The following is a 24,664-nucleotide window of genomic DNA, read 5'->3' on the forward strand; positions in this document are numbered from 1 at the left end:
GACGACTGCTGCACTCGAGGCAACTATATAGCTAACTTAGGTATGTAAGAGGTGTGATGAGCGACACAGAAGGCCGGCTCGACCCGTTGACGGTGCTGCCGCGCCTGATGCAGCTGAGCACGGTGCTCAACCGCAGCCACCTCGCGGAACGCGCCATGGAGCAGGCCGGCCTCGCTCTCGACCGGCCGGCGCTCACCGTGATCATCACCCTGCAGATGGCGGGCAAGCCGCTGCGCGTCGGCGAGATCGCCACGCGCATGCAGGTCGTCGGCCCGCACGTCACGCGCCACCTGAACGAGCTGGAGAAGCGTGGCCTCATCCGCCGCGTCACCGATCCCGACGACCAGCGCGCCCGGCTCATCGAGCTCACGCCGGACGGCGCAGCCGCGGCCGGGCGCTACCTGCAGACCGTCCTGAGCTGGTTCACCGAGGCCGTGGCCGACTGGTCGATCGAGGACCAGCGGACGTTCGGCACGCTGCTGAACCGGTTCGTCGACGACCTGACGGCCCGGCTGTCCGAAGTGGAGTGACTAGCCCCAGGTGACGGAGAAGTCGGCGTACCCGCGAGCCGTGGCGGCCCGGGAAGCTTCTTCCTCAGCCGCATCCCGATCCGCCGCGCGAAGCGGGTCGAACGCGGTCATCGTGAAGGCCAGGCGTTTGCCCGAACCGCGGGTGCGCCAGACGCCCATCAGCTCGCCGTCCACCAGCAACGCGCCGGGGCTGCCGAGGATCTTCCACACTTCCTTCGCGCGGGCCTTGTCCGGCACCAGCGCGGCTTTGTCACGGGCCTGCGTGAACGGATCCAGCGGCGGCAGCAACCGAACCACCGACGGCGACGGCGGATTCTCCAGCGCGGCCACCTGATCCGCGGGCAGGAACGCCCGGCGACCGTCCACTTTGACCTCGACCAGATCATCAGGCCACGCAGCAGACAGGGCCGTCTTCGCCGTGCCCACGAAACCCGCCGCGTCGCCTTGGGTGGCGGGGCCGTTGGCAACGAGGTAGCCGCGCACCACGCGCGACACGGCCGCCGCGTCGGGCGAAGTGCGCATGCGGCCGCGGTCTTCCAGCGGCGCCAGCGTCGCCGGGGATTGGTCGGCTTCCAGGCGCACGCCGCCGTGGAGGGTGGCCAGGCGCATGAGCTGCTCCTGGATGTGCGTGGAGTTGCAGGGGCGGCACCAGCGGGAGTACTCGGGCGGCAGCTCGCGCGTGGCGGCGGCGCTCACCGCGCCCTTCGACATCGGCTGCGTCACGACCTTGCGGATGGCCCGCGCCGCGGTGAAGAGCACCTCTGACGCGGGTACGCCCGTCGCGCCGATTTCCTTTTTCTGCCACAGCATCCGGGCCAGGGCGTCGGCGTCGTCGAGGGGGATCAGCGACGTTACGAGCTCGCGCAGGTCTTCGCGCCGGTGGAAATGCGGAGCGCCGCGGTGGGACCAGACGAGCACCACGCGCGGATCGTCCACAAGGGACGTCGGCTCCACCGGTGTCGAAGACCGCGCCGAGAGGGCGAGCAGGGCGGTGTCACGCATGCTGTCCTGCAGACCGAGGTCGAACAGCGGCGACGCCACCGGGTCCGCGAAGTCCCGGTGCAGCCCGTGCCGCGCGACCCGGTACGCCATCACCTGCTTGCGTGACACCTCGAGCACAGCGGCCTCCTTCAGCTCAGCGCGTAGTCGAAGGTGTACGACACCGTCGGTTCGCCCATCGTGCCCTTCACCGTGCCCGACCCGGTCAGGCCGGTGAGCTCGCCCGTCGCGGAGCCGGCCACGACGTCGAACTTCGACCAGATGCCCTTCGGGTCGAATCCGCCCTCGTGCCGGACCACGAACGTGCCGCGACGGCCGTCCACGGTCGCGTCGAATCGCTCGAAGCTCGGCGACGTGGTGCCGCCGCCGTCGTAACCCTCGCCCGCGTAGTACAGCAGGTAATCGCAGATCGACTCACCTTCGATCACGCCGCTGTACTCCATCGTGGCGTGCGCGTAGGCCACGCGCGGGCCGCCTTCGCTGCCGCTGGCGAGGTGTTCGTCCCAGTTCTTCATGCTGAACGTGTTCATGGGACCACTCAACCGCCCATACCTGTCAGCTTGTGTCAGGATTTTCGGTCATACTCGATTCATGCGCGCGTCCCGGCTGCTCACGGTGCTGCTCCTGCTGCAGAACCGTGGCCGGATGACGGCCGAGGAGCTGGCCGCCGAGCTGGAGGTCTCCGTCCGGACGGTCTACCGCGACATCGACGCGCTGTCGGCTTCCGGCGTGCCCGTCTACGCCGACCGCGGCCGCACCGGCGGCTACCAGCTGGTCGACGGCTACCGCACGCGGCTGACCGGGCTCACCGAGGAGGAGGCGCAGTCGCTTTCGCTGGCCGGCCTGCCCGTGGCCGCGGCGGAGCTGGGCCTCGGCACGGTGCTGGCGGCGGCGCAGCTCAAGCTGTATGCCGCGTTGCCGAAGGAGCTGCGCAGCCGCGCGGGTCGCGTCGCCGAGCGGTTCTACCTGGACGTGCCCGGGTGGCACCGCGGGATCGAGAGCCTGCCGGTGCTGTCCGCGGTCGCCGACGCCGTGTGGTCGAGCCACCGCGTCCGGATCCGCTACGAACGCTGGGGCCAACGCGAGGTCGAGCGCGTGCTGGAGCCGCTCGGCCTAATTCTCAAGGCGGGAAACTGGTACCTCGCCGGCCGGTGCGAGGGGTCCGATCGCACGTACCGGATTTCCCGGATCCTCGAGCTGACGGACCTCGGTGAGGCCTTCGAGCGACCGGCCGATTTCGACCTGCCTCGTTACTGGCGGGAGTGGTCGGAACAGTTCGAGCGGCGTATGTACCCGCGGCTCGCGACCGTGCGCCTGTCGCCGCGGGCACAGGGTCTGCTGCCGTTCTACGCGGGCAGCGTCGGGGCGCGGGCGCTGCGCGAGGCCCTGGACGGCGGCGCGGTCGCCGATGAGGAAGGCTGGCTCACGATGCGGCTGCCGGTCGAGCCGGGGGAACCCGCGATCGGCGAGCTGCTGCGGTTCGGGCCGCACCTGGAGGTGCTCGAGCCGGCGGACCTGCGGGCGCAGCTCGCGAAGGCGATCAGGGAGATGGGCGCGACCTATGGGTGAGCTGGACGGGGTGCGGATCGGCGTCACGGCCGAGCGCCGCGCCGAGGACCTCATCTCCGCACTGCTCCGCTACGGCGCGCAGGTGAGCCACGCGCCGACGATCACCATCGTGCCTCTCGCCGAAGACCCCGAGCTGCGGCTCAGCACCGAAGCCGTGCTCGCCGCACCGGTTGCTTTCACGGCCGTCACGACCGGTGCCGGCTTCCGCGGCTGGCTTGCCGCCGCCGACGGCTGGGGCCTCAAGAACGACCTGCTCACGACGCTGGGCTCGTCGCGGATCTTCGCGCGCGGCCCGAAAGCCGTGGGCGCCGTGCGGGGAGCGGGGCTGCGCGAGGAGTTCTCGGCGCCGGGGGAGAGCAACGCCGAGCTGTTCGCCGCGTTGGTCTCCGCGGGTGTGGTCGATTCCCGCGTTGCGGTCCAGCTGCACGGCGCTCCACTGCCGGAGTTCACCGGGCAGCTGGTCGGCGCCGAGGTGGTCGCGGTGCAGCCCTACCGCTGGCACTCACCCGCCGACACCGCTCCGGTCCTCTCGCTGGCGCACGACATCCAGGCGGGCGAAGTCGACGCCCTCGTCTTCACCAGCGCCCCGGCCGCCACAAACTTCCTCACCCTGACCGCCGGCACCGGCGCCCTCGACGTGGTGCGCACGGGCCGGATCAAGACCTTCTGCGTGGGCCCGGTGACGGCGGCCCCGCTGGAAGCGCAGGGCATTCCGACGTGCCAACCGGACCGGCAACGGCTCGGTGCTTTGGTGAAGCTGGTGGTTTCGACGCTGGGGAGGGCTTGATGGGTGAGTTCAGGGGTTCGTTCTCGGTGCCGCTGGACGACGAACGCACCCAGCTCGAGGCGTTCATCGAGGAATACCGCGTGGGCATCGAGATGACGCTCGACGGGCTCACCGAGGAGCAGGCCCGCCGTCGGCTCGTGGCGTCGGCGACGACGCCGCTCGGGCTGCTCAAGCACGTCACCTGGATGCAGCGGGTGTGGTTCGAGGAATGCGTCGGCGGCACGTCCCGCGGTGAGCTCGGGCTGGTGCGGAGCCCGGACGAGTCGTTCCGGCTCGCCGACGACGACACCGTCGCCTCGGTCACGGCGGCCTACCGGAAAGCCTGCGCCACGGCCCGGACGGTGGTCGCGGACTTGACGCTGGACGCCGTCGTGACCGGCCACCGGTCCGGCCCGCGCACGGTGCGCTGGGTGTATCTGCAGGTGCTGCGGGAGCTGGCCCACCACTGCGGCCACGCCGACATCCTGCGCGAACAGATCCTGGCCGCCTGAGCTCAGGAAGCCACAGCTCAGGAAATTGCAGCCACTCGCTCGCGCCCGACCGCTTCCTCACTGAGGCCGTGGCGCCAGTAGCCGGTGAAACAGATCATGTCCTTGTCGAAGCCGCGTTCGCGCACGAGGTGGCGGCGGACGCGCTTCACGATGCCGGCCTCGCCCGAAACCCAGGCGTACGGCGCGCCGCCGGGCAGGTTCGCGGCGCGCACGGCATCGAGGAGAGCTTCGCCGTGGGGGCGGGTGCCGCGCACGACCCAGTGCAGCGCGACGGCGCCGGCGGTGTCGAACGTCTGGCGTTCGGCGCGGTCCGGGATCTCGACGTAGATCGAAGTCCGCGCCGAACGCGGCAGGTTCTCCACGATCGCGCCGATCGCGGGCAGCGCCGTCTCGTCGCCGACCAGCAGCTGCCACTCGGCGGTTTCCGGCACCTCGTACAGGCTGTGCGGCCCCACGAACGCGACCCGATCGCCCGCCGCCGTCCGCGCGGCCCACGCCGAGGCCGGGCCCAGCATGTCGTCGTGGAGCACGAAGTCGATGTCCACCTCGCCGAGCGCGGACCGGAACGCGCGCACGGTGTAGGTACGCATCGGCGGCCGGACCTCGTCGGGCATCGCGAGGTAGGACTGGTACCAGGACACCACGTCGCCGCTCGTCGGCGGGGGCGGCAGCTGCGGCTCGTCCTGACCGTCGAGCGGGAAGAACACCTTCAGGTAAGCGTCGGGTCCGAAGCCTTCGGTCGCGGCGAGCGTGGCGCAGTCGAACGTGACCCTGGCCATGTGCGGGGTGACCCGCCGGACCGCGGTGACCCGGCCGCGGTGCGCAGTCAGCAATGCCATTAGGCAAACCTAACCTAAGTGGCGGGGTTAAAACAGACCTTCGGGTTCCTCCTCCTGCGGCAGCCCGTCAGGACGCCAGCGGTACTCGCGCAGGTTCACGCGCTGGCCGTCGGCGAGCACGCCTTCCGCGCGCAGGAGTTCGAGCTGTCGGTGGGCCAGATGCGGCGCCGGAGTGCCGTTGGCGCGCAGGATCCGCTGCCACGGCAGGTCGTGCCCGTCTTCAGCGAGCACGCGCCCGACGAGCCGGGGTGAAGGAGCGCCGCTGAGTGCTGCGATGTCACCGTACGTCGCCACCGTGCCCTCCGGCACGTCGCTGATCACAGCCCGGATCCGTTCGTGAAGTTCGTCGTCCACCCGAGCACTGTGCCGCACGCCACCGACAGTTTCGACCGCCGGTCGCGCAACCGCGTGCCGGTGCGCCACCCGTGCGTGTCAGCGTGCTTCCATCGTAGGCGTGAACGGGCGGAGAACGGCGCAGGGCAGGGCGCGGCTCGTGCGCCCGCCCGCCGTCGGCGCACCCACGTTCACCTGGGACGCAGGCGCGCGCCGGCTGCTGTCCGCACCGGCCGGGTTCCTCCGCGTGCTCGGCGGGCCCGGCACCGGCAAGACGACCTTGCTCGCCACCGCGGCCGCGCGCCGCATCGCCGACGGAGCCGACCCGGAGAGCGTGCTCGTGCTCACCGCGTCACGCCGCGCGGCCGACGCGCTGCGGGCCGACATCACGCGCCGCCTCACGGCCGATCCAGAGCAGTCGTCGGTGTTGCCGCGCACGGTGAGTGAACCGCTCGTGCGCACGGTGCACTCCTACGCGTTTTCGCTGCTTCGCCTCGAAGCCCGCGCCGAAGAGCTGCCGCCGCCGCGGTTGCTGGCCGGCGCGGAGCAGGACGTCGTCGTGCGCGACCTGCTGCAGGGCGATCTCGAAATCGGCGCCCCCGACTGGCCCGACCAGCTCCGTCCGGCACTGCTCGTGCCGGGCTTCGCCGAGGAGTTGCGCGACCTGCTGATGCGCGCGGCCGAGCGCGGGCTCGGCCCCGAGGACCTCGTGGCGCTCGGCCACCGCAAGGACCGCGAGGAGTGGGTGGCGGCCGGGCACTTCTGGGCGCAGTACGAGGAGGTCACGCAGCTGCAGGGCGCGGGCGGCAACGCGCTCGGCGTCCGCAGCGCCCCGGCGCTCGACGCCGCTGAGCTGGTCACCTCCGCCCTGCTCGCCCTCGAAGACGACGAGGAGCTGCGCGAGCGCGAGCGCGGCCGCGTGCGGCACCTGTTCGTGGACGACGCCCACCACCTCGACCCGCTGCAGGTCCAGCTGATCCGCCAGATCGGCCAGACCGCGGCCGAGTTCGTGGTGGCCGGTGACCCCGACCAGTCCGTGTTCTCCTTCCGCGGAGCCGATCCGCGGCTGTTCGCCGACGCGGACTCCGACGGTGATCGCACGGTCAAGCTCACCACCTCCCACCGGCTTGCCCCGGCCGTGCGCGAGGCCGTGACGAAGCTCGGCGCCACGCTGCCGGGTGCGTCGCAGCACCGGAAACTCGTTTCTCCCCCGGGAAAACGCGGAGGCAAAGTCCGCGTCCGGCTGATGCCGACGCCGGCTGCCGAAGCCAGCTGGATCGCCGACCAGCTGCGCCGCGCCCACCTCATCGACGGTGTGCCGTGGTCCGAGATGTCGGTGCTCGTGCGCTCGCCCGCGCGGACTTTCCTGGTGCTGCAACGAGCTTTGCGCGCGGCCGGGGTGCCGATCGGCTCGGCGACGCAAGAGCTGCCGCTGGCCAAGCACTCCGCCGTCCGGCCACTGCTGGCCGTGCTGCGGATCGCGGCCCAACCGGAGCTGCTCGACGTCGACCTCGCCGAAATGCTGCTGTCCTCGACGCTGGGCGGGGCCGATCCGCTCGCGTTGCGCCGGGTCCGCCGTGGCCTGCGCCGGCTCGAGCTGGCCGGCGGCGGCCAGCGCTCCAGCGACGAGCTGCTCGTGGAAGCCCTGCGCGGCGGCGACATCCTGGTCGGGCTCGCCGACGCCGAGGCGACGCCGGTGCGGCGCGTCGGCAAGCTGCTGAGCGTCACGCACCAGGCCGTCGCGCGCGGTGAAGGCGTGGAACAAGTGCTGTGGGAGCTCTGGGAGGCCAGTGGCCTGCAGGAACGGCTGCTGCGGTTCGTCGACCGCGGCGGCTCGCTCGGTGCGCAGGCCGACCGCGACCTCGACGCCGTGGTCGCGTTGTTCGACGCCGCCGGTCGTTATGTCGACCGGCTGCCGCGCGCGAGCGTCGCGTCGTTCGCCGACTACCTGTCGTCGCAGAACATCGCGGGGGACACGCTGGCGCCCGCCGCGATCCCGGGCGAGGGCGTGTCGCTGCTGACCGCGCACGCGGCTGCGGGTCGTGAGTGGACGGTCGTGGCCGTGGCGGGCGTGCAGGAAGGTGCGTGGCCGGACCTGCGCCTGCGCGGCTCCGTGCTCGGCGTGGAGCGGCTCGTCGACCTGCTGTCCGGAGTGGACGACGGCGACAAGGTCTCCGCCATCGCCCCGATCCTCGCCGAGGAACGGCGCCTGTTCTACGTCGCCGCCGCCCGCGCGCGCCGGACGTTGCTGGTCACGGCCGTGGCGGGCGAGGACGAGCAGCCGTCCCGCTTCCTCGACGACCTGGAAGAGAACGGCGCCGACGACGGCGCGCTCGACTCCCGCATGAAGCCACCCGGCCGTTCGCTGGTGCTGGCCGAGCTCGTCGGCGAGCTGCGTGAGGTCGTGTGCGACGACAAGGCCGACCCCGAACGTCGTGCCCGCGCGGCGAAGCAGCTCGCACGGCTGGCCGACGCCGGCGTGCCCGGCGCGCACCCCAGCACGTGGTACGGCCTGCTGCCGTCTTCCACCGACGAACCGGTGCACAAACCCGGTGACCTCATGCGGATCTCACCGTCCACAGTGGAAATCCTGGTGAAGTGCCCGCTGCGCTGGCTCGTCGAACGCCACGGCGGCAGCGACCCCGCGCAGCTCGCCGCGGTCACGGGAACGCTGGTGCACGGCCTTGCGCAGGCCGTCGCGGGCGGGCGCACCGAAGACCAGATCCAGGCCGCGCTCGACGACGCGTGGGTGCGCGTGGACGCCGGTGCACCGTGGTTCTCCCGGCGCGAGCGCAACCGCGTGGAGCAGATGCTGCGCAACTTCGTCGCGTGGCTGGAGGGCAGCCGCAAGGAGCTGATCGAGGCGGGTGTCGAGCAGGACATCGAGGTCGAGCTGCCGATGGGCGACGACGAGGTGCGCGTGATGTTGCGCGGCCGCGTCGATCGCGTGGAGCTGGACAAGGACGGCCGCCCGGTGATCGTGGACATCAAGACCGGCAAGGTGCCGGTGTCCAGCGCCGACGCCGAGCAGCACCCGCAGCTCGCCGCGTACCAGCTCGCCGTGCTGCTCGGCGCGATCGAGGGCAAGAACACCCCGGGTGGGGCGCGGCTGGTCTACGTCGCGAAGACCAACAACAAGACCGGCGCCACGCAACGCGACCAGCCGCCGCTCGACGACGACGGCGGCCGGCAGTGGCTCGACCTCGTGCGTTCGGCGGCGGCCTCCGCGGCCGGGCCCGGCTACCAAGCCCACGAGAACCCCGACTGTGACCGCTGTCCCGCCCGCAGCTGCTGCCCGCTGCGGCCCGAGGGCAGGCAGGTGACCGGCCCGTGAGCTTGCGGCTCATCGCCAACCCGGTCGAGCCCGCGGAGATCGCCGACGCACTGGGCCTGCACCGCCCGACCCCCGAGCAGGCCACGGTCATCGCCTCGCCCGTGGAGCCGTCGCTGGTCGTCGCGGGCGCCGGCGCGGGCAAGACGGAGACGATGGCCGCGCGCGTGGTGTGGCTGGTGGCCAACGGGATCGTGAGCCCCGAACGCGTGCTGGGCCTGACGTTCACCCGCAAGGCCGCGCGCCAGCTCGGCGAGCGCGTGCGCGCCCGGCTGCGCCGCCTGGCCGGGTCCGGGCTGCTCGAGAAGCTCGACCCGTCGGGCGGGTTGCGCGCCACGGTCGTCGCCGGTGAGCCCACCGTGCTGACCTATCACGCCTACGCCGGGCGGCTGTTGTCGGAACACGGCCTGCGGCTGCCGGTGCAGCCGGGCGTGCGGCTGCTTTCGGAGACGTCTTCGTGGCAGCTCGCCCACCGCGTGGTGTCCACTTGGGACGACGACCTCGACACCGACCGCGTGCCGTCCTCGGTCACGGCGCAGCTGCTCGCGCTGGCCGGGGAGCTCGGCGAGCACCTCGTGTCGACCGAACGGCTTGCCCAGTACACGACGTGGCTGTGCGAGGTGATCGAGAACGCCCCGCGCGCCAAGGGCCAGCGGGCGGCGCTGCCGCAGAAGCTGCAGGAAGTGATGGCGGCGCAACGGTTCCGGCTCGCGCTGCTGCCGCTCGTCGAGGCCTACCACCGGCGCAAGCGGGCCGAGGGCGCGCTCGACTTCGCCGACCAGATGTCGCTCGCGGCGCAGCTGGCCGACGGCTACCCGGCCGTGATCACCGGTGAACGCGAGCGCTACGGCGCCGTGCTGCTCGACGAGTACCAGGACACCGGCCACGCGCAACGCGTGCTGCTGCGGTCGTTGTTCGGCGGGGGCGACCACGCGCCGATGCCGGTCACCGCCGTCGGCGACCCGGCGCAGGCCATCTACGGCTGGCGTGGCGCGTCGGCCGCCAACCTGCCGCGCTTCACCACCGACTTCCCGCGCCAAGCCGAAGGGCGGCTCGCGCCCGCGCACGAGTTCGGCCTGCTCACCAGCTTCCGCAACCCGCCGCAGATCCTGGACCTGGCCAACGCCGTGGCCGAGCCGTTGCGGTCGCGCGGCCTCGGCGTCGAGCCGCTGCGGGCGCGTGAGGGCGCCGGCCCGGCCGACATCGCCGTGGCACTGCTGCCGGATGTTCGAGCCGAACGCGAGTGGGTGGCCGACGCGCTGGCGCGGCGCTGGCTCGCCGAGAAAGAGGAGACGGGCAAACCGCCGACGGCCGCCGTGCTGGTGCGCCGGCGCGCGGACATGGCGCCGATCGCGGCCGAGCTGCGGATGCGCGGGCTGCCGGTCGAGGTCGTCGGCCTCGGCGGGCTGCTCGACGAACCGGAGGTCGCCGACCTCGTCAGCACGCTGCGGGTGCTGGCCGACCCGCTCGCCGGCAGCGCGGCGGCCCGCCTGCTCACGGGCGCGCGCTGGCGGCTCGCGGCGGCGGACCTGGCCGCGCTGTGGCGGCGCGCGGGGGAGCTGTCTTCGCCCGTGCCACAGGCGGATTCCGAGGACGAACCCGTGCTGGTCACCGAACGCGCCGAGCAGGCCGGGCTCATCGACGCCGTCGACGAACCCGGCAAGCCCGAGCGTTACTCCGCGGACGGCTACCGGCGGATCCGGCGCATCGGTGCGGAGCTGGCGGCGTTGCGGCGGCGCCTCGACCAGTCGTTGCCCGAGCTGGTGGCCGACGTCGAGCGCACGATGCTGCTCGACGTCGAGTCCCTCGCCCGCCCAGGCTCGGCCGGCCGCGCGCACCTCGACGCGTTCGCGGAGGTCGTCACCGATTACGCCGAGACGGCGCCGACCGCGACTCTGCTGTCCTTTGTGGACTACCTCAACACCGCCGCCCACGCCGAAGACGGCCTCACGCCCGGCGAGGTCGAGGTCGTGCCCGACCGCGTGCAGGTGCTCACCGTGCACTCCGCCAAGGGGCTGGAGTGGGAGGTCGTGGCCGTGCCGCACCTCGTGGCGGAGGTGTTCCCGAGCAAGCGCCGGTCCTCGTCGTGGCTGCGCACGGCGACGTCGCTGCCCGCGTTGCTGCGCGGCGACTCGGCCGACCTGCCTGAGCTGCGCGTTTCCGACGGCTTCGACCGCAAGGAGGTGCAGGAGGCCCTCGAGCTGCACGAGGAGGGTTTCGTCGAGCGGGAGGCCGACGAGGAACGCCGGCTCTGCTACGTCGCGTTGACGCGGTCGGAACGCGCGCTGATCGTGTCCGGTCACTGGTGGAACGAGAGCAGCACGCGCGCGAAGGGACCGTCGGTGTTCCTCACGGAGATCGCCGACGTGCTGCGCGCGGCCGAACCGCCGATCGGCGTGCTCGACGCGTGGGCCGACGAACCCGCCGAGGACGAGGAGAACCCGCTGGTCGCCGACTCCCGCAAGGCGAGCTGGCCCGTCGACCCGCTGGGCGACCGGCGGACCGGGGTGTCGACCGGTGTCGAGATGGTGTTCGCGGCGATGGCGGCGCTGCCCGAAGCACCCGAAGAGACAGAACCTGCGCCGGTGAAGGCCGAACCCGAGCAGCCGGAACTGTTCGGCGTCGCCGAAGACGACGAGGTGCCGCTCCCGCCCGAACCCGACGAGTTCGACGAAGAACCTTATGAGGACGAAGAAACCTACGAGGAAGACGATGAGGACGACGAAGACGACGTCGACCCCGAAGACCCCGACGGCTGGGCCGCCGACACCGACGTCCTGCTCGCCGAACGCGCCCGCGCCCAGGCCACTGTGGACCGGGTCGTACTCCCCGCCCAGCTTTCCGTGAGCCAGCTCGTGGAGCTCGCCGCCGACGCCGAAGCACTCGCCCGGAAGCTACGACGCCCGCTTCCGTTGCCGCCCAACACCTTCGTTCGCCGCGGCACCGCGTTCCACACCTGGCTCGAACAGCGCTTCTCCGGCGAGGGCCTGCTGGACATCGACGACCTGCCCGGCGCCGCCGACGTCGGCGAGGCCCCCGACTCCGATTTCGAAGTACTGCAAGAAGCCTTCGAACGCAGCGAGTGGGCCGAGCGTGTGCCGCTGGCCGTGGAGGTGCCGTTCTCGGCCGACGTCGAGGGCATCACCGTGCGCGGCCGGATGGACGCCGTCTACGCGGATCCCGACGGCGGCTGGACCGTGGTGGACTGGAAAACCGGCTCCGTCCCGTCAGCCGACCGCCTGCCCGCGCTGGCCGTGCAGCTCGGCGCGTACCGGCTCGCGTGGGCGGCGCTGAAGAACGTGCCGGTGGACCGCGTCCGCGCCGCGTTCCACTACGTCCGCCACGGGCACACGCTCAGCCCCGCCGACCTCCTGGACGCCGAAGGCCTGAGGGACCTGCTCCGCCGTGTCCCGCGCGAGTGACTGTCCCGCGCGAGTGGCTCAGGCGTTGTCGCGAACCTTCAACGCCCATTTCACGAGCGGCCACTGTGCTGTCAACCGGAACCAGGCCGCCGCGCGCACCGGCGCCGCCAGCTTCTTGCGTTCGAAGTCCAGCGCCATCTTCACGTTGCCGGGGAGCACACCCACGAACAGCAGCGCCGCCGCGAGCCCGCCCAACCGGCGGGTCCGGGGCAGCGCGATGGCCGCCGCGACGCCGAGCTCGGCGGCGCCCGAGGCGTACGTCCATGCTCGACGCGAACCGGGGAGCTCCTCCGGTACCAGCGCGTCGTACTGCTTCGGGCGCAGGAAGTGCGTCAGGCCCGCGGAGGCGAGGAAACCGGCCAGCCAGTACGCGGGCCGTTGCGGCCTGCTCGAGTCGGACATGCGTCCAGCCTGCCACAACGTGATCAGCGCGACGGGTGTGCGGGCGATGACCTTCGGCTATCCTCCCCGCTGTGAGTGACGCCGAACACCCGCGGGGAGCCGGTGCATGAAAGCCTTGAAACGGCTGCCCCTGAACGTCCGGCTCAACGACCGCCCCGACCACGAGCTCGTCGGCGTGATCCGCATGCCGGAGTTCACCACGAGCCCGATGCGCTCGATCGTCAAGCGGATCATCGGCGCGCTGCTCGCCCTGCTGGCGACGGTGCTGATCGTATTCGCCGACCGCGGCGGCTACCGCGACGTCAACGGCGACGGGGTGTCCTTCCTCGACGCGATCTACTACTCCACCGTCTCGCTCTCCACGACCGGCTACGGCGACATCGCGCCGGCCTCGGCCTCGGCGCGGCTCGTGAACGTCCTCATCATCACGCCCTTGCGCGTGCTCTTCCTCATCGTCCTCGTCGGGACCACGCTGGAGGTGCTCACGGAGCGCTCCCGGCAGGCATTCAAGATCCAGAAGTGGAGGACGAAGGTGCGTGACCACACCGTCGTCGTCGGATTCGGCACCAAGGGCCGCTCGGCCGTCAACGCGCTGCTCGGCGACGAGGACGTGCAGCCCAGCCGCATCGTCGTGGTCGACACCGACCAGCAGGCGCTGGAGGCGGCGAGCTCGATGGGCCTGGTGACCGTGCACGGTTCCGCGACCAGGTCCGACGTGCTGCGGGTGGCCGGCGTGCAGCACGCGAAGGCCGTGGTCGTTGCCCCGAACCGCGACGACACCGCCGTGCTGGTCACGCTCACCGCGCGTGAGCTGGCGCCGAAGTCGCACATCGTGGCGTCGGTGCGGGAGGCGGAGAACGTCCACCTGCTCAAGCAGTCGGGCGCGAACCAGGTCGTGGTCTCGAGCGAGACGGCCGGGCGCCTGCTGGGCATGGCGACGTCGACGCCGCTGGTGGTCGACATGGTCGAGGACCTCATCACGCCGGAGTCGGGCCTGGCGATCGCCGAGCGCGCCGTGGAGCCGTCCGAAGAGGGCGGTTCGCCGCGGCACCTGCCCGACATCGTGCTCGGCGTGGTCCGCGACGGCGTGCTCTACCGCGTCGACGCCCCGCAGGCCGATGCGATCGAACCGGGCGACCGGCTGCTGTACGTCAAGAAGGTCACCTCGGCCGACAAGGTCGAATCCTGATCCGTGACTTCTTGACCACTGGGTGACGGCCGATCGGCGGAGGGTGACGCCGGTGGTCGGGACCTCACTGGGTTTTGCCCCGTGGATCTGGAACCATGGCGGCGTGCAGCTCTCCGACCTCACGAGCAAGACCTCAGTCCAGAGGTGGCTGCAGGTGGGCATCCCGGCTGCCGCCGGCGTGCTTGTGGTGGTGCTGGCGTGGCTCGCCGGGCCCGGCCTGTTCGGCATCGCGGGCGACGAGGCCGGCGCGCCCGTGCAGGCCGAAGTGACCCAGCCGGCCGCGTGCTCGGCGGGGAACCCGGTCGAGTCCGTCACGTTCAGCCTCGGCGGCAAGCCGCGCCAGGGCACGCTCAACGGCTGCGGCCATGCCAAGGGCGAACGCGTCGAGGTCGGCGTGCCCGTGGACGCTCCGGCCGACGGCCCGATCACCGTCAGCGCGGCCGACACCTCGGCGGGCGCTCAGGACTCGCGCGGGCCGGTCGCGCTGGTGCTGCTGGTCTTCGCATGCTTCGCCGGCGGCACGTACGCGTTCCTGGTCATCAAGGGTCCCGGCAAACTGGCCCTGCTGCACTGACCGCCCCAGCACCCCAATGCGGCATTGGTTGCGCTCAACGCACCGAACGCCACATTGGGTGCTCCATCCATGCCCCCGCCACCACCCTCAACGGAGGCGCTGCGCGCCCAGGCCCGGTTCAACGCACCGAACGCCACATTGGGGCGCGTTAGCTGACCAGGGACGACGGCGCCGCGAACGTGTTGCAGTCGGCGATCCGATTGGCCTTCGCGCCCTGGCGCCACCAGTAGGCGTAGTGCGCGTTGGTGCCGTGGTCGTGGCTGTGGGAGGTGTTGTCGCCGCGGGTCTCCTGGTCGTTCCAGGCCTTGTTGTACATGTCGCGGGTGATCGTGCCGCCCTGGTCCACGTGGGCACCGAGGAACATGCCCGAGAAGCACTGGGCCTGCAGCTCCTTGCGCCGCGACATCTCCAGGCCCTGGGCGCTGTTCTGGCCGGCCGCGTAGATCTTCTGCCACGCGGCGTCCATGATCCCGGCGACCTCCTGCACGTGGTGGCCGTACTCGTGAGCGAACAACGCCAGGTAGACACCCGGGTTGTTGCCGTACTGGTCGGTCTGCAGCCCCGCGAAGGGCACGTACAGGTTGTCCTCGCAGTAGTACGCGGCCGTCGCGATGCCGACCTGGATCGTGCCGCACGCGGTTTCGAAGCTCGGCCCGGTGGGGAAGTGCAGCGCGGGCGGGGTGAACGGCAGGTTGTAGGCCTGGAGGAACGGGCCCCACGCCGCGTCGAGGCACTTGCTGGCCGAGGTGAAGAACGCTTCCGCGCCCGACTGCGTGCTCTGCCACGTCGGTAGATCGCAGACGCGGTTCTGCAGCCCGGCGTTGGGGTCCTGCAGGATCGGATGGTCGGCCAGCTTGAGGATTTTCTGCGGGCCGGCGGAGCTCGGTTCGGAGGACTCAGTCGGCGCCGAAGACGCGGTGGAGGACGAGCCGTTGTTGGGCGGCAGCTCGAACGCGCTGGTCGGCGCGGGTGCCGGCGGGTTCTGGTAGCCGGTGGCGTTGACGTTCTGACTCGGCCGGTTCAGCGCGACGATCGCGACGACCCCGAGCACCAGCACCGTGACGGCACCGAGCGCGATCCCGATGATCGCGCCCGGCGACTTCTTCTGGTGCTGCGGCGGGAAGCGCTGCGGTGGGTACTGGCCCATCCACGGGCTCTGCGGCGGCGGCCCTTGCGGAGGTCCCTGGGGCGGGCCCTGCATCGACGGACCCTGCATCGTCGGACCCTGGGGCGGGGGACCCGCGGGTCCCTGCCTGCCGGGTCCGTGACCCGGGACCGGCGGTGGTTGAACGGTCCCGCGAGGCGGCACCTGGCCGTAAGGCGGTTGCGTCATCAGGGCAGTCCCGGAGGGTCTCGGCACGGGCCGGGCGGCCCCCGGCTTCCGTTCAGCATATCGGGGGAACGGGGGGCGTACGCACCACTCGTGCCGACGCCGTCACCCGACCCGGGTGTCACCCCAGGTCTGGCCCGGTTTGGGCGCCTCTGGAAGAGTGAGCGGCAGCAAGTGACGGGTCGTGAGTACGAGGGGCTTCGATGACAAACACACCCGGTTCGCCGGGGTCCGGCGCACCCGACGACGCGCCCACCCCGAGCCAGGGTTTCCAGCGTCCCGAACCGACCAGTCCTGAACAGACCGGATCCACGGGCACGCCCGCGTCCGGCACGCCCGCGTCCGGCACCGCGCAGCCCGAAGGCTCGCCGCAGACGCCCGGCTCCGGCGGCGTTTCGCCGCAGCAGCCCCAGACCCCGCAGACCCCGCCGTCCGGCGGCTGGCAGTCGCCGGGGCAGCAGCAGACCCCGCCGCCCAGTGGTCAGTGGCAGTCGCCCGGTCAGCAGTACGGGCAGCCGATGCCGCAGTACCCCGCCGGCGCCTATGGGCAGCAGGGTGGCTGGACCCCGCACGGCCTCGGCAAACCCGGCGTGATCTCGTTGCGCCCGCTCAACGTCGGCGACATCCTCGACGGCGCGATCACCGCCATCCGCCGCTACCCGGCGCTGATCCTGGGCACGTCGGCGGTCATCGCGGTGTTCGTGGCGGGCCTGAACCTCATCGTGCAGCTCGTGGTGCAGCCCGACCTCAACCGCGTCGCGACGCTCGGTCCGGCCGCCACGCAGCAGGAAGCGCTCGACGCGATGTACAACCTGCTGGGCAGCACCGCGTTGTCGCTGATCCCGACGCTGATCATCACGCTGCTCGGCCAGACGTTCCTCACCGGTTTCCTCACGGTGGTCATGGGCAAGGCCGTGCTCGGCCGTCCCGTCGACTTCCGCACGGCGCTGCGCGAAGCCGCGCCGCGGCTGCTTCCGCTGCTGGGCCTGACGGTCCTGTACGCGCTGGCCACCATGGTCGCCGCGATCTTCTGCCTGCTGCCGGCCGTGATCCCGTACGTGTTCTGGGCGCTCGCCAGTCCCGCGCTGATCCTGGAGCGCGGCACGATCCGGCAGGCGTTCGGCCGTTCGCGCACGCTCGTGTCGGGCGCGTTCTGGCGCGTGCTCGGCATCCTGCTGCTCGCCGCCGTGATCGGCTACCTGATCTCGGCGATCATCGCCATCCCGTTCGACCTGGGCTCGGGGGCGTTCTCCGGCCTGTTCGACCCGCAGGCCACGGCGCCGGTCCAGACCACCGGTGGCCTGGTGCTGAGCGCGGTGGGCGTGGTGATCGCGAGGACGATCGTCGCGCCGTTCATCGCGCTGGTCACGGTGGTCCTCTACATCGACCAGCGGATGCGCCGCGAGGGCATGGACATCGAGCTGGCGCGCGCCGCGGGCCTCAACCCGCCGCCGGCGCCGCGGCAGGCGTGGTGACGTTCCTGCTCACCGACGTCCCGGTCGACATCGACCGGGACCCCGCTCACCTGCGGGCGATCCAGGAGCTGAGCGACCCGTCGTACGCGGCCGCTCGGCCCGGTGTGCTGCAACAGCTCGCGCACTGGCTCGGCGAGCTGTTCAGCGAGCTGCTGAACAGCCTGTCCGGCGTGCCGGGCGGGCCGCTGGGTCTGCTGCTGATCATCGGGCTCCTGATCGTGCTGATCGTGGTGGTGCGGCTGCGCGTCGGGAAGGTCGGACGCGCGGCGCGGGCGGCGCGGCAGGTCTTCACGGGCCGCCGCCGCAGCGCCGGCGAGTACCGCAAGGCGGCCGAACAGGCTGCCGCACAAGGACAGTTCGCCGACGCCGTGCGTGAGCGCTTCCGCGCCATCGTGCGCGGCCTCGAAGAACGGGCGCTGCTCGACTCGCGCACCGGCCGCACGGCCGACGAAGCCGCCGCCGAAGCGGGCGCGCTGCTGCCTGCCCTCGCCGCCGACCTCGCGGCGGGCGCCCGGCAGTTCGACGACGTGCACTACGGCGGCCGGCCCGGCACCGAAGCCGCGTACCGTGCCCTGACCGAACTCGACGACCGCGTCCGCCGTGAGCGGCCGGTGCTGGTGGGCGCGTGAGCACTTCTGTCTCGCCTGATCTCCGGCGTATTTGGCACGGCGTGCGGGTTCCGCTCGCGCTCCTGCTGCTGATCGTGGTCGTCGCGCTGGCGCTCGTGCTCAGCCGCGGCGACCAGACGAGCGGCGAGCTCGAGCCGGGTTCCTACGAACCGAACGGCAGCCACGCCCTTTCCCACCTGCTGCAGGAAGAAGGCGTCGACGTCCACCCCGTCCACACCATCGCCGAGGCGCTGGAGCAGGTCGACGGCGGCACGCTCGTGATCACCGCGCCGGATCGGGTTCCGGGCGACGGCCTCGTCGACCTGCGCCGTCGCGTCGCGCACCTCGTGCTGCTGGCGCCGGGGCCGGAGTCACTGTCCAAAGTGCTCCCGACGGTGAGCGCGGTCGGCAGCACCGACGTCGCCACGCTCGACCCGGGTTGCACGGTCGGCGCCGCGGTCGGCGCCGGTCCCGTGACGCTCGGCGGCACGCGCTTCCGCACCGACGACCCCGAAGCCCGCCAGTGCTACCGCGACGGCGACGCGCCGACGTTCGTGCAGGTCGCCGACCGTTCGGGCACCGTCACCGTGCTCGGCACGGGCGCACCGCTGACCAACGACCGCCTCGCCGACGAGGGCAACGCGGCGCTCGGGATGCGGTTGCTGGGCGACCACCAGCGGCTCGTCTGGTACGTGCCGTCGCCGACGGATCCCGCGCTCGCCGGCGTGCAGAAGACCTTCTACGAACTCATCCCGCCCGGCTGGCGCTACGGTGCTTTGACGGCCGGGATCGCCGTGGTGCTGCTGGCTTTGTGGCGCGCGCGCCGCCTCGGCGCGGTGGTGAGCGAACCGTTGCCGATCGTGGTGCGCGCGGCGGAAACGGCCGAGGGCCGCGCGCGGCTGTACCGCCGGGGCGGCGCGGCCGGGCACGCGGCGGAGACGTTGCGGGAAGCGGCCCGCGCGCGGCTGCGCACGAGGTTGGGCTTGCCACGTGACGCCGAGGCGGCCGCGGTCGTCGAGACGGTGAGCGCGCGCACGGGCCGGAACCCGGCCGAGGTCGGCGGCGTGCTCTACGGTCCGCCCCCGGCCGACGAAGCCGGGCTGGTCCGGCTGGCGGACGAACTGGACAGCGTGGAACGAGAGGTGGAGCGGTCTTGAGTACCGAACAGACGCAGGCGCCGAATCAGGCTCAAGACGCGCGAGCGGCCTTGATCGCCCTGCGCGCCGAGGTCGGCAAGGCCGTGGTGGGCAACGACGCGGCCGTCACCGGGCTCATCCTGGCGCTGCTCTGCCGCGGCCACGTGCTGCTGGAGGGCGTGCCCGGCGTCGCGAAGACGTTGCTGGTGCGGGCTTTGGCGGCGTCGCTGGACCTGAAGACCAAGCGCGTGCAGTTCACGCCCGATCTGATGCCGGGCGACGTCACGGGTTCGCTCGTGTACGACGCGCACAGCGGCGAGTTCTCCTTCCGCGAGGGCCCGGTGTTCACGAACCTGATGCTGGCCGACGAGATCAACCGCACGCCGCCGAAGACGCAGTCGTCGCTGCTGGAGGCGATGGAGGAGCGGCAGGTGTCGATCGACGGCACGCCGCGGCCGTTGCCCGACCCGTTCATGGTGATCGCGACGCAGAACCCCGTGGAGTACGAGGGCACCTACCCGCTGCCGGAGGCGCAGCTGGACCGGTTCCTGCTCAAGCTCACCATGCCGGCGCCCTCGCGTGAGGACGAGATCGGCATCCTCTGGCGCCACGCGCAGGGCTTCGATCCGCGGGACCTCGCCGCCGCGGGCCTCCGCCCGGTCGCCGGCGCGGAGCAGCTCGCGACCGCGCGCCAGGCCGTGGCCCGCGTGACGATCGGGCCCGAGGTCATCGGTTACGTCGTGGACCTGTGCCGAGCGACGCGCGAGCTGCCGGCCGTGCGCATCGGCGTTTCCCCGCGTGGCGCAACGGCTTTGCTCGCCGTCACGCGCGCGTGGGCCTGGCTCGCCGGGCGCGACTACGCGACGCCGGACGACGTGAAGGCGCTGGCCCGGCCCGCGCTGCGGCACCGGCTCGACGTGCGGCCCGAGGCCGAGCTCGAGGGCGTGACCGCCGACGGGGTCCTCGACCGGGTGCTGGCCTCCGTGCCGGTGCCGCGCTGAGCGGTGGCCCTCACCGGGCGGCTCGGGCTGCTGGCGCTGCTGGGTGCGCTGGTGGTCGGGCTGCTGTTCCCGTCCGCGGCCGGCGTGCTCGGCGTCGTCGTGGTGCTGCTCGTGCTGGTTGCCGTGGACCTCGTGTTCGCCGGCAGCGTGCGTGCGCTGCGGTTTTCGCGCAGTGGCACCACTTCCGTGCGCCTTGGCGAGCCCGCCGAGGTCGCCTTGACCGTCACGAACCCGGGCCGGCGCGCGGTGCGCGGGCTGCTGCGCGACGCGTGGCCGCCGAGCGCGGGCGCCGACGACCGGCACCGGATCTCCGTGCCACCGGGCGAACGCCGGGTCTTCACCACCGCGATGCTGCCGACGCGCCGAGGCGACCGCCGGGCGTTCCGCGTGACCGTGCGCGCGGCGGGACCGCTCGGCCTCGCGGCGCGCCAGGGTTCGCACGAGGTGCCGTGGTCGGTGCGTGTGCTGCCGCCGTTCCACAGCCGCAAGCACCTCCCGTCACGGCTGGCGCGGCTGCAACAGCTCGACGGCCGCAGCGCCGTGATGATCCGCGGCCAGGGAACGGAGTTCGACTCCCTGCGCGAATACGTGGCCGGCGACGACGTCCGCTCCATCGACTGGCGCGCCACCGCCCGCGCGGCCGACGTGATGGTCCGCACCTGGCGCCCGGAACGCGACCGCCACGTGGTGCTCGTCCTCGACACCGGCCGCGTCTCCGCCGGCCGCGTCGGCGACGCACCTCGGCTCGACGCCGCCATGGACGCCGCGCTGCTGCTGGCCGCCTTGGCCTCCCGCGCCGGCGACCGCGTGGACCTGCTGGCCTACGACCGCCACATGCGCGCCGCCGTGCCGGGCTCGTCGGCCACGACGTTGCTGCCGTCGCTCGTGAACGCCATGGCGCCGCTCGAACCGTCCCTTGTGGAGACCGACTCCCGCGGCATGGTCGCGGAAATCCTCCAGCGCACCCGCCGCCGCGCCCTTGTCGTGCTCCTGACGGGCCTCGACGCGGCACCGCTCGAAGAGGGCCTGTTCCCCGTGCTCAGCTCCCTGACCTCCCGGCACCAGGTGATCATCGCCTCCGTGGCCGACCCGCGCGTCGCCGAGATGGCATCAGGCCGCGGCGACGCCGATGCCGTCTACGACGCCGCCGCCGCCGAGCGCACGCTGGCCGAACGCGCCTCCGTCACCGCCCGCCTGGGCCGCCGCGGCGTCGACGTGGTGGACGCCGTGCCGGAAGACCTGCCCCCGGCGCTGGCGGACCGGTACCTGGCGCTGAAGGCCGCCGGCCGGCTGTAGGGGAGTCGGGTTCTGCGCCGACGTGGTCCAGCACGAGATCCGCACCCGATGGAGTGGCTCCCCTTGGTCCGCCGCGGCCGGTGCTGTTAAGCCGGAAGCAACTTCGGCTCGAGGGAGTGCTCGCGTGCGACGGCTGCTGTTCGTGGTGGTGCTGCTGTTCATCGGGTCCGGCGGGGTCGCGTACGCGGCCGACGGCGCGCCCGTCTACCTCGCCGACGGTGGTGGCACCGTCTCGCTCGCCACCGTCGGCGGCAAGGTGCAGCTGGCCGACGCGAAGGACCCGGGCGCGGCCTGGACGTACGACAAGGCTTCCCAGCACTACCGCAATGTCGCGAGTGGACAGTGCCTCGCCGCGCAGAGTCCCGTCGACGGCGTGGGCGTGCTGGTGGCCGCGTGCGCCGACGGGGATCACAAGCAGCAGTGGCGCCGCGTCGCGGGCAACCCCGGGCTGGTGACGATCGCGAACGTCGCCTCCGCGCGCTGCCTCACCGCCGAGGCGCCGACGCCGGGCGCGCGGCTGTACCAGGAAGTCTGTTCGCTGCCGGGCCTGTCCAACGCGTGGGCGGCGGGTGGCCGCACGCTCGCCATCCTGTCCGGCAACGGCCAGCACCTGGCCACGAAAGACCCCGCGAACCCGTTCGTGGTCCGCGTGATCGGCGAGAACGGCCAGCCGGCGCCCGACGTGCCCGTCACCTTCTACGTCCACGCCGCCCGGGCGCAGAACGTCCTGGTCTTCGAAGGCGGCAAGGAAACCGCACAAGCCAAAACCGGCGCCGACGGGCAAGCCACGAGCCCGAAGCTCGTCCTCACCGACCCCGGCGAGTTCGACATCCGCTTCACCGGCAGCGCCACCCTCGACGACGGCAACTCCATCGCCTTCGAGGGCAGCTGCCTCTGCTAGCCCGCTTCCGGCAGCGAGTCGCCGGTGTAGCGGCGGTCGAGGTCGCCCCGCTCGCCGTCACGCGCGGCGCGACGGCCGAGGGTGAAGACGTAGGTCAGGAACAGCAGTTCCACGACCGCGCCGATGCCGATGCGCACCCACGTCGGCCAGCCCGACGGCGTCACGAAGGCCTCGATCACGCCGGACACCAGCAGCACGCACGCCAGCCCCAGCGCGATCACGACAACGGACCGGCCCTGTTCGGCCAGTGCGGCGCTGCGGGAGCGGCGGCCGGGGTCGATCACGGTCCAGCCGAGCTTCAGGCCGGTGCCCGCGGCGATGAACACGGCTGTGAGCTCCAGCAGGCCGTGGGGCAGCAGCAGGCCGAGCAGCACGTCGCCGCGGCCCGCCGAGGACATCAGGCCGATGGCGATTCCCGCGTTGAGTGAGTTGAGCCACAGTGCGCTGATCACGGGCAGGCCCAGCGCGACGCCCAGGAACAGGCAGGTCGCGGCCACCCACGCGTTGTTCGTCCACACCTTCGCGGCGAACGAGCTCGCCGGCCCGGTCGAGTAGTACGTCTCGTACTGGCCGCCGGGCGCCGTCATGGCCTTGATCTCGTCGGGGGAGACCAGCGCCGAACGCACGGACTCGTCGCTCGCGATCCACACGCCGAGCACCGCCATCACGACCACCGACGCCAGCGCGGCGGGGATCCACCAGCGCCGGCTGAGGTACACCGCGGCCGGGAAACGGCGGGTGAAGAACAGCGCCACCTCGCGCCACGCCGGGCTGTGCGAGCCCGTGACGGCCGAACGGCCCCGCGCGACCAGGGTCGACAGCCGCGCCAGCAGGGCCGGGTCGGGCGCCGTCGAGCGGATGATCGACAGGTGCGTCGCTGTGCGCTGGTAGAGCGTCACGAGCTCGTCGGCCTGAGCCCCGGACAGCCTGCGCTGCCGCACGAGCTCGCCGAGCCGGGCCCACTCCGCGCCGTGCGCCGCGACGAAGACGTCGACATCCACCGGATCACCTCCTGGAACCCCAGCCTAGGGCTCAGTGCGCCGTCTGTTGCCGACCGGCCACAGCCACGGCGGAAACGTTGCGACATGCAGGTGGCGCTCGGTTGGGTGTCCGCCTACTTTTGGCCGGACCGGCAACTGCGCCGTCTGTTGCCGATCCGGCCACAGTCACGGCGGAAACGTTGCGACATGCAGGTGGCGCTGAGTTGGGTGTCCGCCTACTTTTGGCCGGACCGGCAACTGCGCCGTCTGTTGCCGATCCGGCCACAGTCACGGCGGAAACGTTGCGACATGCAGGCGGCGCTCGGTTGGGTGTCCGCCTACTTTTGGCCGGACCGGCAACTAGGCTGGCCTGGTGCAGGAAGAGTCCGATCTCGTCACCGGTGAGGCTGTGGTCCTCGACCTTCGGGTGGCCAAGCTCGCCAGCCGCGGCGCCGCGATGCTGCTCGACGTGCTCGTGCAGGGCGCGCTCCTGCTGATCGTCGTGGTCACCGTGGCCGCAACTTCGTCCGACCTCGACCCGGCGCTCACGATCGCGCTGTTCCTTTCGGTGTTCGTGCTGATCGTGATCGGCTACCCGGTCCTGTTCGAGACGCTCACCCGCGGCAAGTCGCTGGGCAAGATGGCGCTGGGCCTGCGCGTGGTCCGGCTCGACGGCGGCCCCATCCGCTTCCGCCACGCCCTCACCCGCGCGCTCGCCGGCTTCTTCGTCGACTTCTGGGCCCTCGGCTTCCTGGGCGCGGTAGCCGTGATCACGTCGCTGAGCTCGTCGAACGGCCGCCGCGTCGGCGACTACCTGGCCGGCACGCTGGTGATCCGCGAACGCGTGCCGCAGAGCGCGCAGGCCCAGGTCGTGATGCCGCCGGGCCTCGAAGGCTGGGCTGCGCAGCTGGACCTCAGCCGCCTGCCCGACGACCTGGCGCTCGCCGCGCGCCAGTACCTGAACCGCTTCCACGAGCTGCGGCCCGACGCGGCCCACGCGCTCGGCCAAGGGCTTGCCGACCAGACGGCGCACGCTGTGGGGGTGGCGGTGCCGCACGGGATGCCGGCGTGGGTGTTCCTCTCGGCGGTGCTGGCGGAACGGCGCAACCGCGACCAGGCGCGGCTGGCGCAGCAGGTGTACGCGGGGCCGCAGCAGCAGGCGTACCAGCCGCAGCCGTTCCAGCAGCAGTCGTCTCAGCAGTTCCAGCCGCAGCAGTTCGAGCCCGCCGCCCAGCAGACTCAGCAGTACCAGCAGCAAGTCCAGCCGACGGCCCAACAGCTCCAGCCGGTCGCGCCTCAGCCGCAGCAGCAGTTCCAGCCGGTCGCGCAGCAGACCCAGCCGCAGCAGTTCGAGCCCGCCACGCAGCACCTGTCCCAGCCGGTCGCCCAGTACCCGCCGCAACAGCCCGCGCCACCGGCCCCGCCGGAGCGGGGGCCGGAGCCGGAGAACCCCTTCACCCCGCCGAGCTGA

General features: G+C 72.1%; 22 protein-coding genes. 15 read left to right on the top strand and 7 right to left on the bottom strand.

Annotation, left to right across the window (positions count from 1 at the left end):
* Nucleotides 1–56 precede the first annotated feature (56 nt).
* Nucleotides 57–530 (top strand): MarR family transcriptional regulator, encoded by a 474-nt coding sequence (locus ABZU76_RS19990; protein WP_354871472.1) that lies wholly within the window; start codon nt 57–59, stop codon nt 528–530.
* Here the strand turns inward: ABZU76_RS19990 and ABZU76_RS19995 are convergent, their stop codons facing one another.
* Both ABZU76_RS19995 and ABZU76_RS20000 read right to left on the bottom strand, forming a co-directional pair.
* Nucleotides 531–1,649: a winged helix DNA-binding domain-containing protein gene (locus ABZU76_RS19995; RefSeq protein WP_354871475.1), complete on the bottom strand. Its 1,119-nt coding sequence runs from the start codon at nt 1,647–1,649 to the stop codon at nt 531–533.
* A gap of 11 nt (nt 1,650–1,660) precedes the next feature.
* Entirely contained in the window at nt 1,661–2,059 is a 399-nt protein-coding gene (locus ABZU76_RS20000; RefSeq protein WP_354871478.1) for a DUF3224 domain-containing protein, read from the bottom strand.
* 61 nt (nt 2,060–2,120) lie between these two features.
* On the opposite strand from ABZU76_RS20000, the gene ABZU76_RS20005 reads away from it, so the two are divergent.
* The 3 genes from ABZU76_RS20005 to ABZU76_RS20015 are packed head-to-tail and all read left to right on the top strand — an operon-like array spanning nt 2,121 to nt 4,376.
* Entirely contained in the window at nt 2,121–3,098 is a 978-nt protein-coding gene (locus ABZU76_RS20005; protein WP_354871480.1) for a YafY family protein, read from the top strand.
* Nucleotides 3,091–3,885, top strand: coding sequence for a uroporphyrinogen-III synthase (locus ABZU76_RS20010; RefSeq protein WP_354871482.1), 795 nt, complete (start codon nt 3,091–3,093; stop codon nt 3,883–3,885). The genes ABZU76_RS20005 and ABZU76_RS20010 overlap by 8 nt, the downstream gene beginning before the upstream one ends.
* On the top strand, nt 3,885–4,376 hold the full coding sequence (locus ABZU76_RS20015; RefSeq protein ID WP_354871483.1) for a DinB family protein: 492 nt from the start codon (nt 3,885–3,887) through the stop codon (nt 4,374–4,376). The genes ABZU76_RS20010 and ABZU76_RS20015 overlap by 1 nt, the downstream gene beginning before the upstream one ends.
* A 17-nt stretch (nt 4,377–4,393) precedes the next feature.
* On the opposite strand, the gene ABZU76_RS20020 is transcribed toward ABZU76_RS20015, so the two are convergent.
* Both ABZU76_RS20020 and ABZU76_RS20025 read right to left on the bottom strand, forming a co-directional pair.
* On the bottom strand, nt 4,394–5,215 hold the full coding sequence (locus ABZU76_RS20020; RefSeq protein WP_354871486.1) for a siderophore-interacting protein: 822 nt from the start codon (nt 5,213–5,215) through the stop codon (nt 4,394–4,396).
* 27 nt (nt 5,216–5,242) lie between these two features.
* Nucleotides 5,243–5,569 (bottom strand): MGMT family protein, encoded by a 327-nt coding sequence (locus tag ABZU76_RS20025; protein WP_354871488.1) that lies wholly within the window; start codon nt 5,567–5,569, stop codon nt 5,243–5,245.
* Between the two features lie 139 nt (nt 5,570–5,708).
* Here ABZU76_RS20025 and ABZU76_RS20030 point away from each other — a divergent pair, with 139 nt between their 5' ends.
* Together ABZU76_RS20030 and ABZU76_RS20035 are read left to right on the top strand one after the other, a co-directional pair.
* A complete protein-coding gene (locus ABZU76_RS20030; protein WP_354871603.1) occupies nt 5,709–8,882 on the top strand; it encodes an ATP-dependent DNA helicase in 3,174 nt (1,057 codons plus the stop codon).
* Entirely contained in the window at nt 8,879–12,301 is a 3,423-nt protein-coding gene (locus tag ABZU76_RS20035) for an ATP-dependent DNA helicase (protein ID WP_354871491.1), read from the top strand. The genes ABZU76_RS20030 and ABZU76_RS20035 overlap by 4 nt, the downstream gene beginning before the upstream one ends.
* Nucleotides 12,302–12,319: 18 nt before the next feature.
* Here ABZU76_RS20035 and ABZU76_RS20040 read toward each other — a convergent pair whose 3' ends face one another.
* Nucleotides 12,320–12,703 carry a hypothetical protein gene (locus ABZU76_RS20040; RefSeq protein WP_354871493.1) on the bottom strand — a complete coding sequence of 128 codons (384 nt, stop codon included), beginning with the start codon at nt 12,701–12,703 and terminating at the stop codon, nt 12,320–12,322.
* 106 nt (nt 12,704–12,809) lie between these two features.
* Between ABZU76_RS20040 and ABZU76_RS20045 the strand changes: the two genes are divergently transcribed.
* Together ABZU76_RS20045 and ABZU76_RS20050 are read left to right on the top strand one after the other, a co-directional pair.
* The gene (locus ABZU76_RS20045; RefSeq protein ID WP_354871495.1) at nt 12,810–13,892 is read left to right on the top strand and encodes an NAD-binding protein; all 1,083 of its coding nucleotides are present in this window, start codon (nt 12,810–12,812) and stop codon (nt 13,890–13,892) included.
* A gap of 154 nt (nt 13,893–14,046) precedes the next feature.
* Nucleotides 14,047–14,466 carry a hypothetical protein gene (locus ABZU76_RS20050; protein WP_354871606.1) on the top strand — a complete coding sequence of 140 codons (420 nt, stop codon included), beginning with the start codon at nt 14,047–14,049 and terminating at the stop codon, nt 14,464–14,466.
* 148 nt (nt 14,467–14,614) lie between these two features.
* On the opposite strand, the gene ABZU76_RS20055 is transcribed toward ABZU76_RS20050, so the two are convergent.
* Entirely contained in the window at nt 14,615–15,613 is a 999-nt protein-coding gene (locus ABZU76_RS20055) for a neutral zinc metallopeptidase (protein WP_354871609.1), read from the bottom strand.
* A gap of 386 nt (nt 15,614–15,999) precedes the next feature.
* Here ABZU76_RS20055 and ABZU76_RS20060 point away from each other — a divergent pair, with 386 nt between their 5' ends.
* The 6 genes from ABZU76_RS20060 (at nt 16,000) to ABZU76_RS20085 (ending at nt 22,213) form a co-directional block, all read left to right on the top strand.
* Nucleotides 16,000–17,271: a hypothetical protein gene (locus ABZU76_RS20060; RefSeq protein WP_354871498.1), complete on the top strand. Its 1,272-nt coding sequence runs from the start codon at nt 16,000–16,002 to the stop codon at nt 17,269–17,271.
* Nucleotides 17,265–17,900, top strand: coding sequence for a DUF4129 domain-containing protein (locus tag ABZU76_RS20065; protein ID WP_354871500.1), 636 nt, complete (start codon nt 17,265–17,267; stop codon nt 17,898–17,900). Before ABZU76_RS20060 ends, ABZU76_RS20065 begins: the two co-directional genes overlap by 7 nt.
* Nucleotides 17,897–19,036: a DUF4350 domain-containing protein gene (locus tag ABZU76_RS20070; protein WP_354871503.1), complete on the top strand. Its 1,140-nt coding sequence runs from the start codon at nt 17,897–17,899 to the stop codon at nt 19,034–19,036. Before ABZU76_RS20065 ends, ABZU76_RS20070 begins: the two co-directional genes overlap by 4 nt.
* Nucleotides 19,033–20,016, top strand: coding sequence for a MoxR family ATPase (locus ABZU76_RS20075; RefSeq protein ID WP_354871505.1), 984 nt, complete (start codon nt 19,033–19,035; stop codon nt 20,014–20,016). The genes ABZU76_RS20070 and ABZU76_RS20075 overlap by 4 nt, the downstream gene beginning before the upstream one ends.
* A 3-nt stretch (nt 20,017–20,019) precedes the next feature.
* A complete protein-coding gene (locus ABZU76_RS20080) occupies nt 20,020–21,312 on the top strand; it encodes a DUF58 domain-containing protein (protein ID WP_354871508.1) in 1,293 nt (430 codons plus the stop codon).
* 124 nt (nt 21,313–21,436) lie between these two features.
* Complete coding sequence (locus tag ABZU76_RS20085) at nt 21,437–22,213, top strand: ricin-type beta-trefoil lectin domain protein (protein ID WP_354871510.1); 777 nt, start codon at nt 21,437–21,439, stop codon at nt 22,211–22,213.
* On the opposite strand, the gene ABZU76_RS20090 is transcribed toward ABZU76_RS20085, so the two are convergent.
* On the bottom strand, nt 22,210–23,214 hold the full coding sequence (locus ABZU76_RS20090; RefSeq protein WP_354871512.1) for a stage II sporulation protein M: 1,005 nt from the start codon (nt 23,212–23,214) through the stop codon (nt 22,210–22,212). The genes ABZU76_RS20085 and ABZU76_RS20090 overlap by 4 nt on opposite strands.
* Before the next feature lie 352 nt (nt 23,215–23,566).
* Between ABZU76_RS20090 and ABZU76_RS20095 the strand changes: the two genes are divergently transcribed.
* Nucleotides 23,567–24,664: an RDD family protein gene (locus ABZU76_RS20095; RefSeq protein ID WP_354871514.1), complete on the top strand. Its 1,098-nt coding sequence runs from the start codon at nt 23,567–23,569 to the stop codon at nt 24,662–24,664.

Origin of the sequence: Amycolatopsis sp. NPDC005232 (assembly GCF_040607795.1) — a bacterium.
Taxonomy (GTDB): Bacteria; Actinomycetota; Actinomycetes; order Mycobacteriales; family Pseudonocardiaceae; genus Amycolatopsis.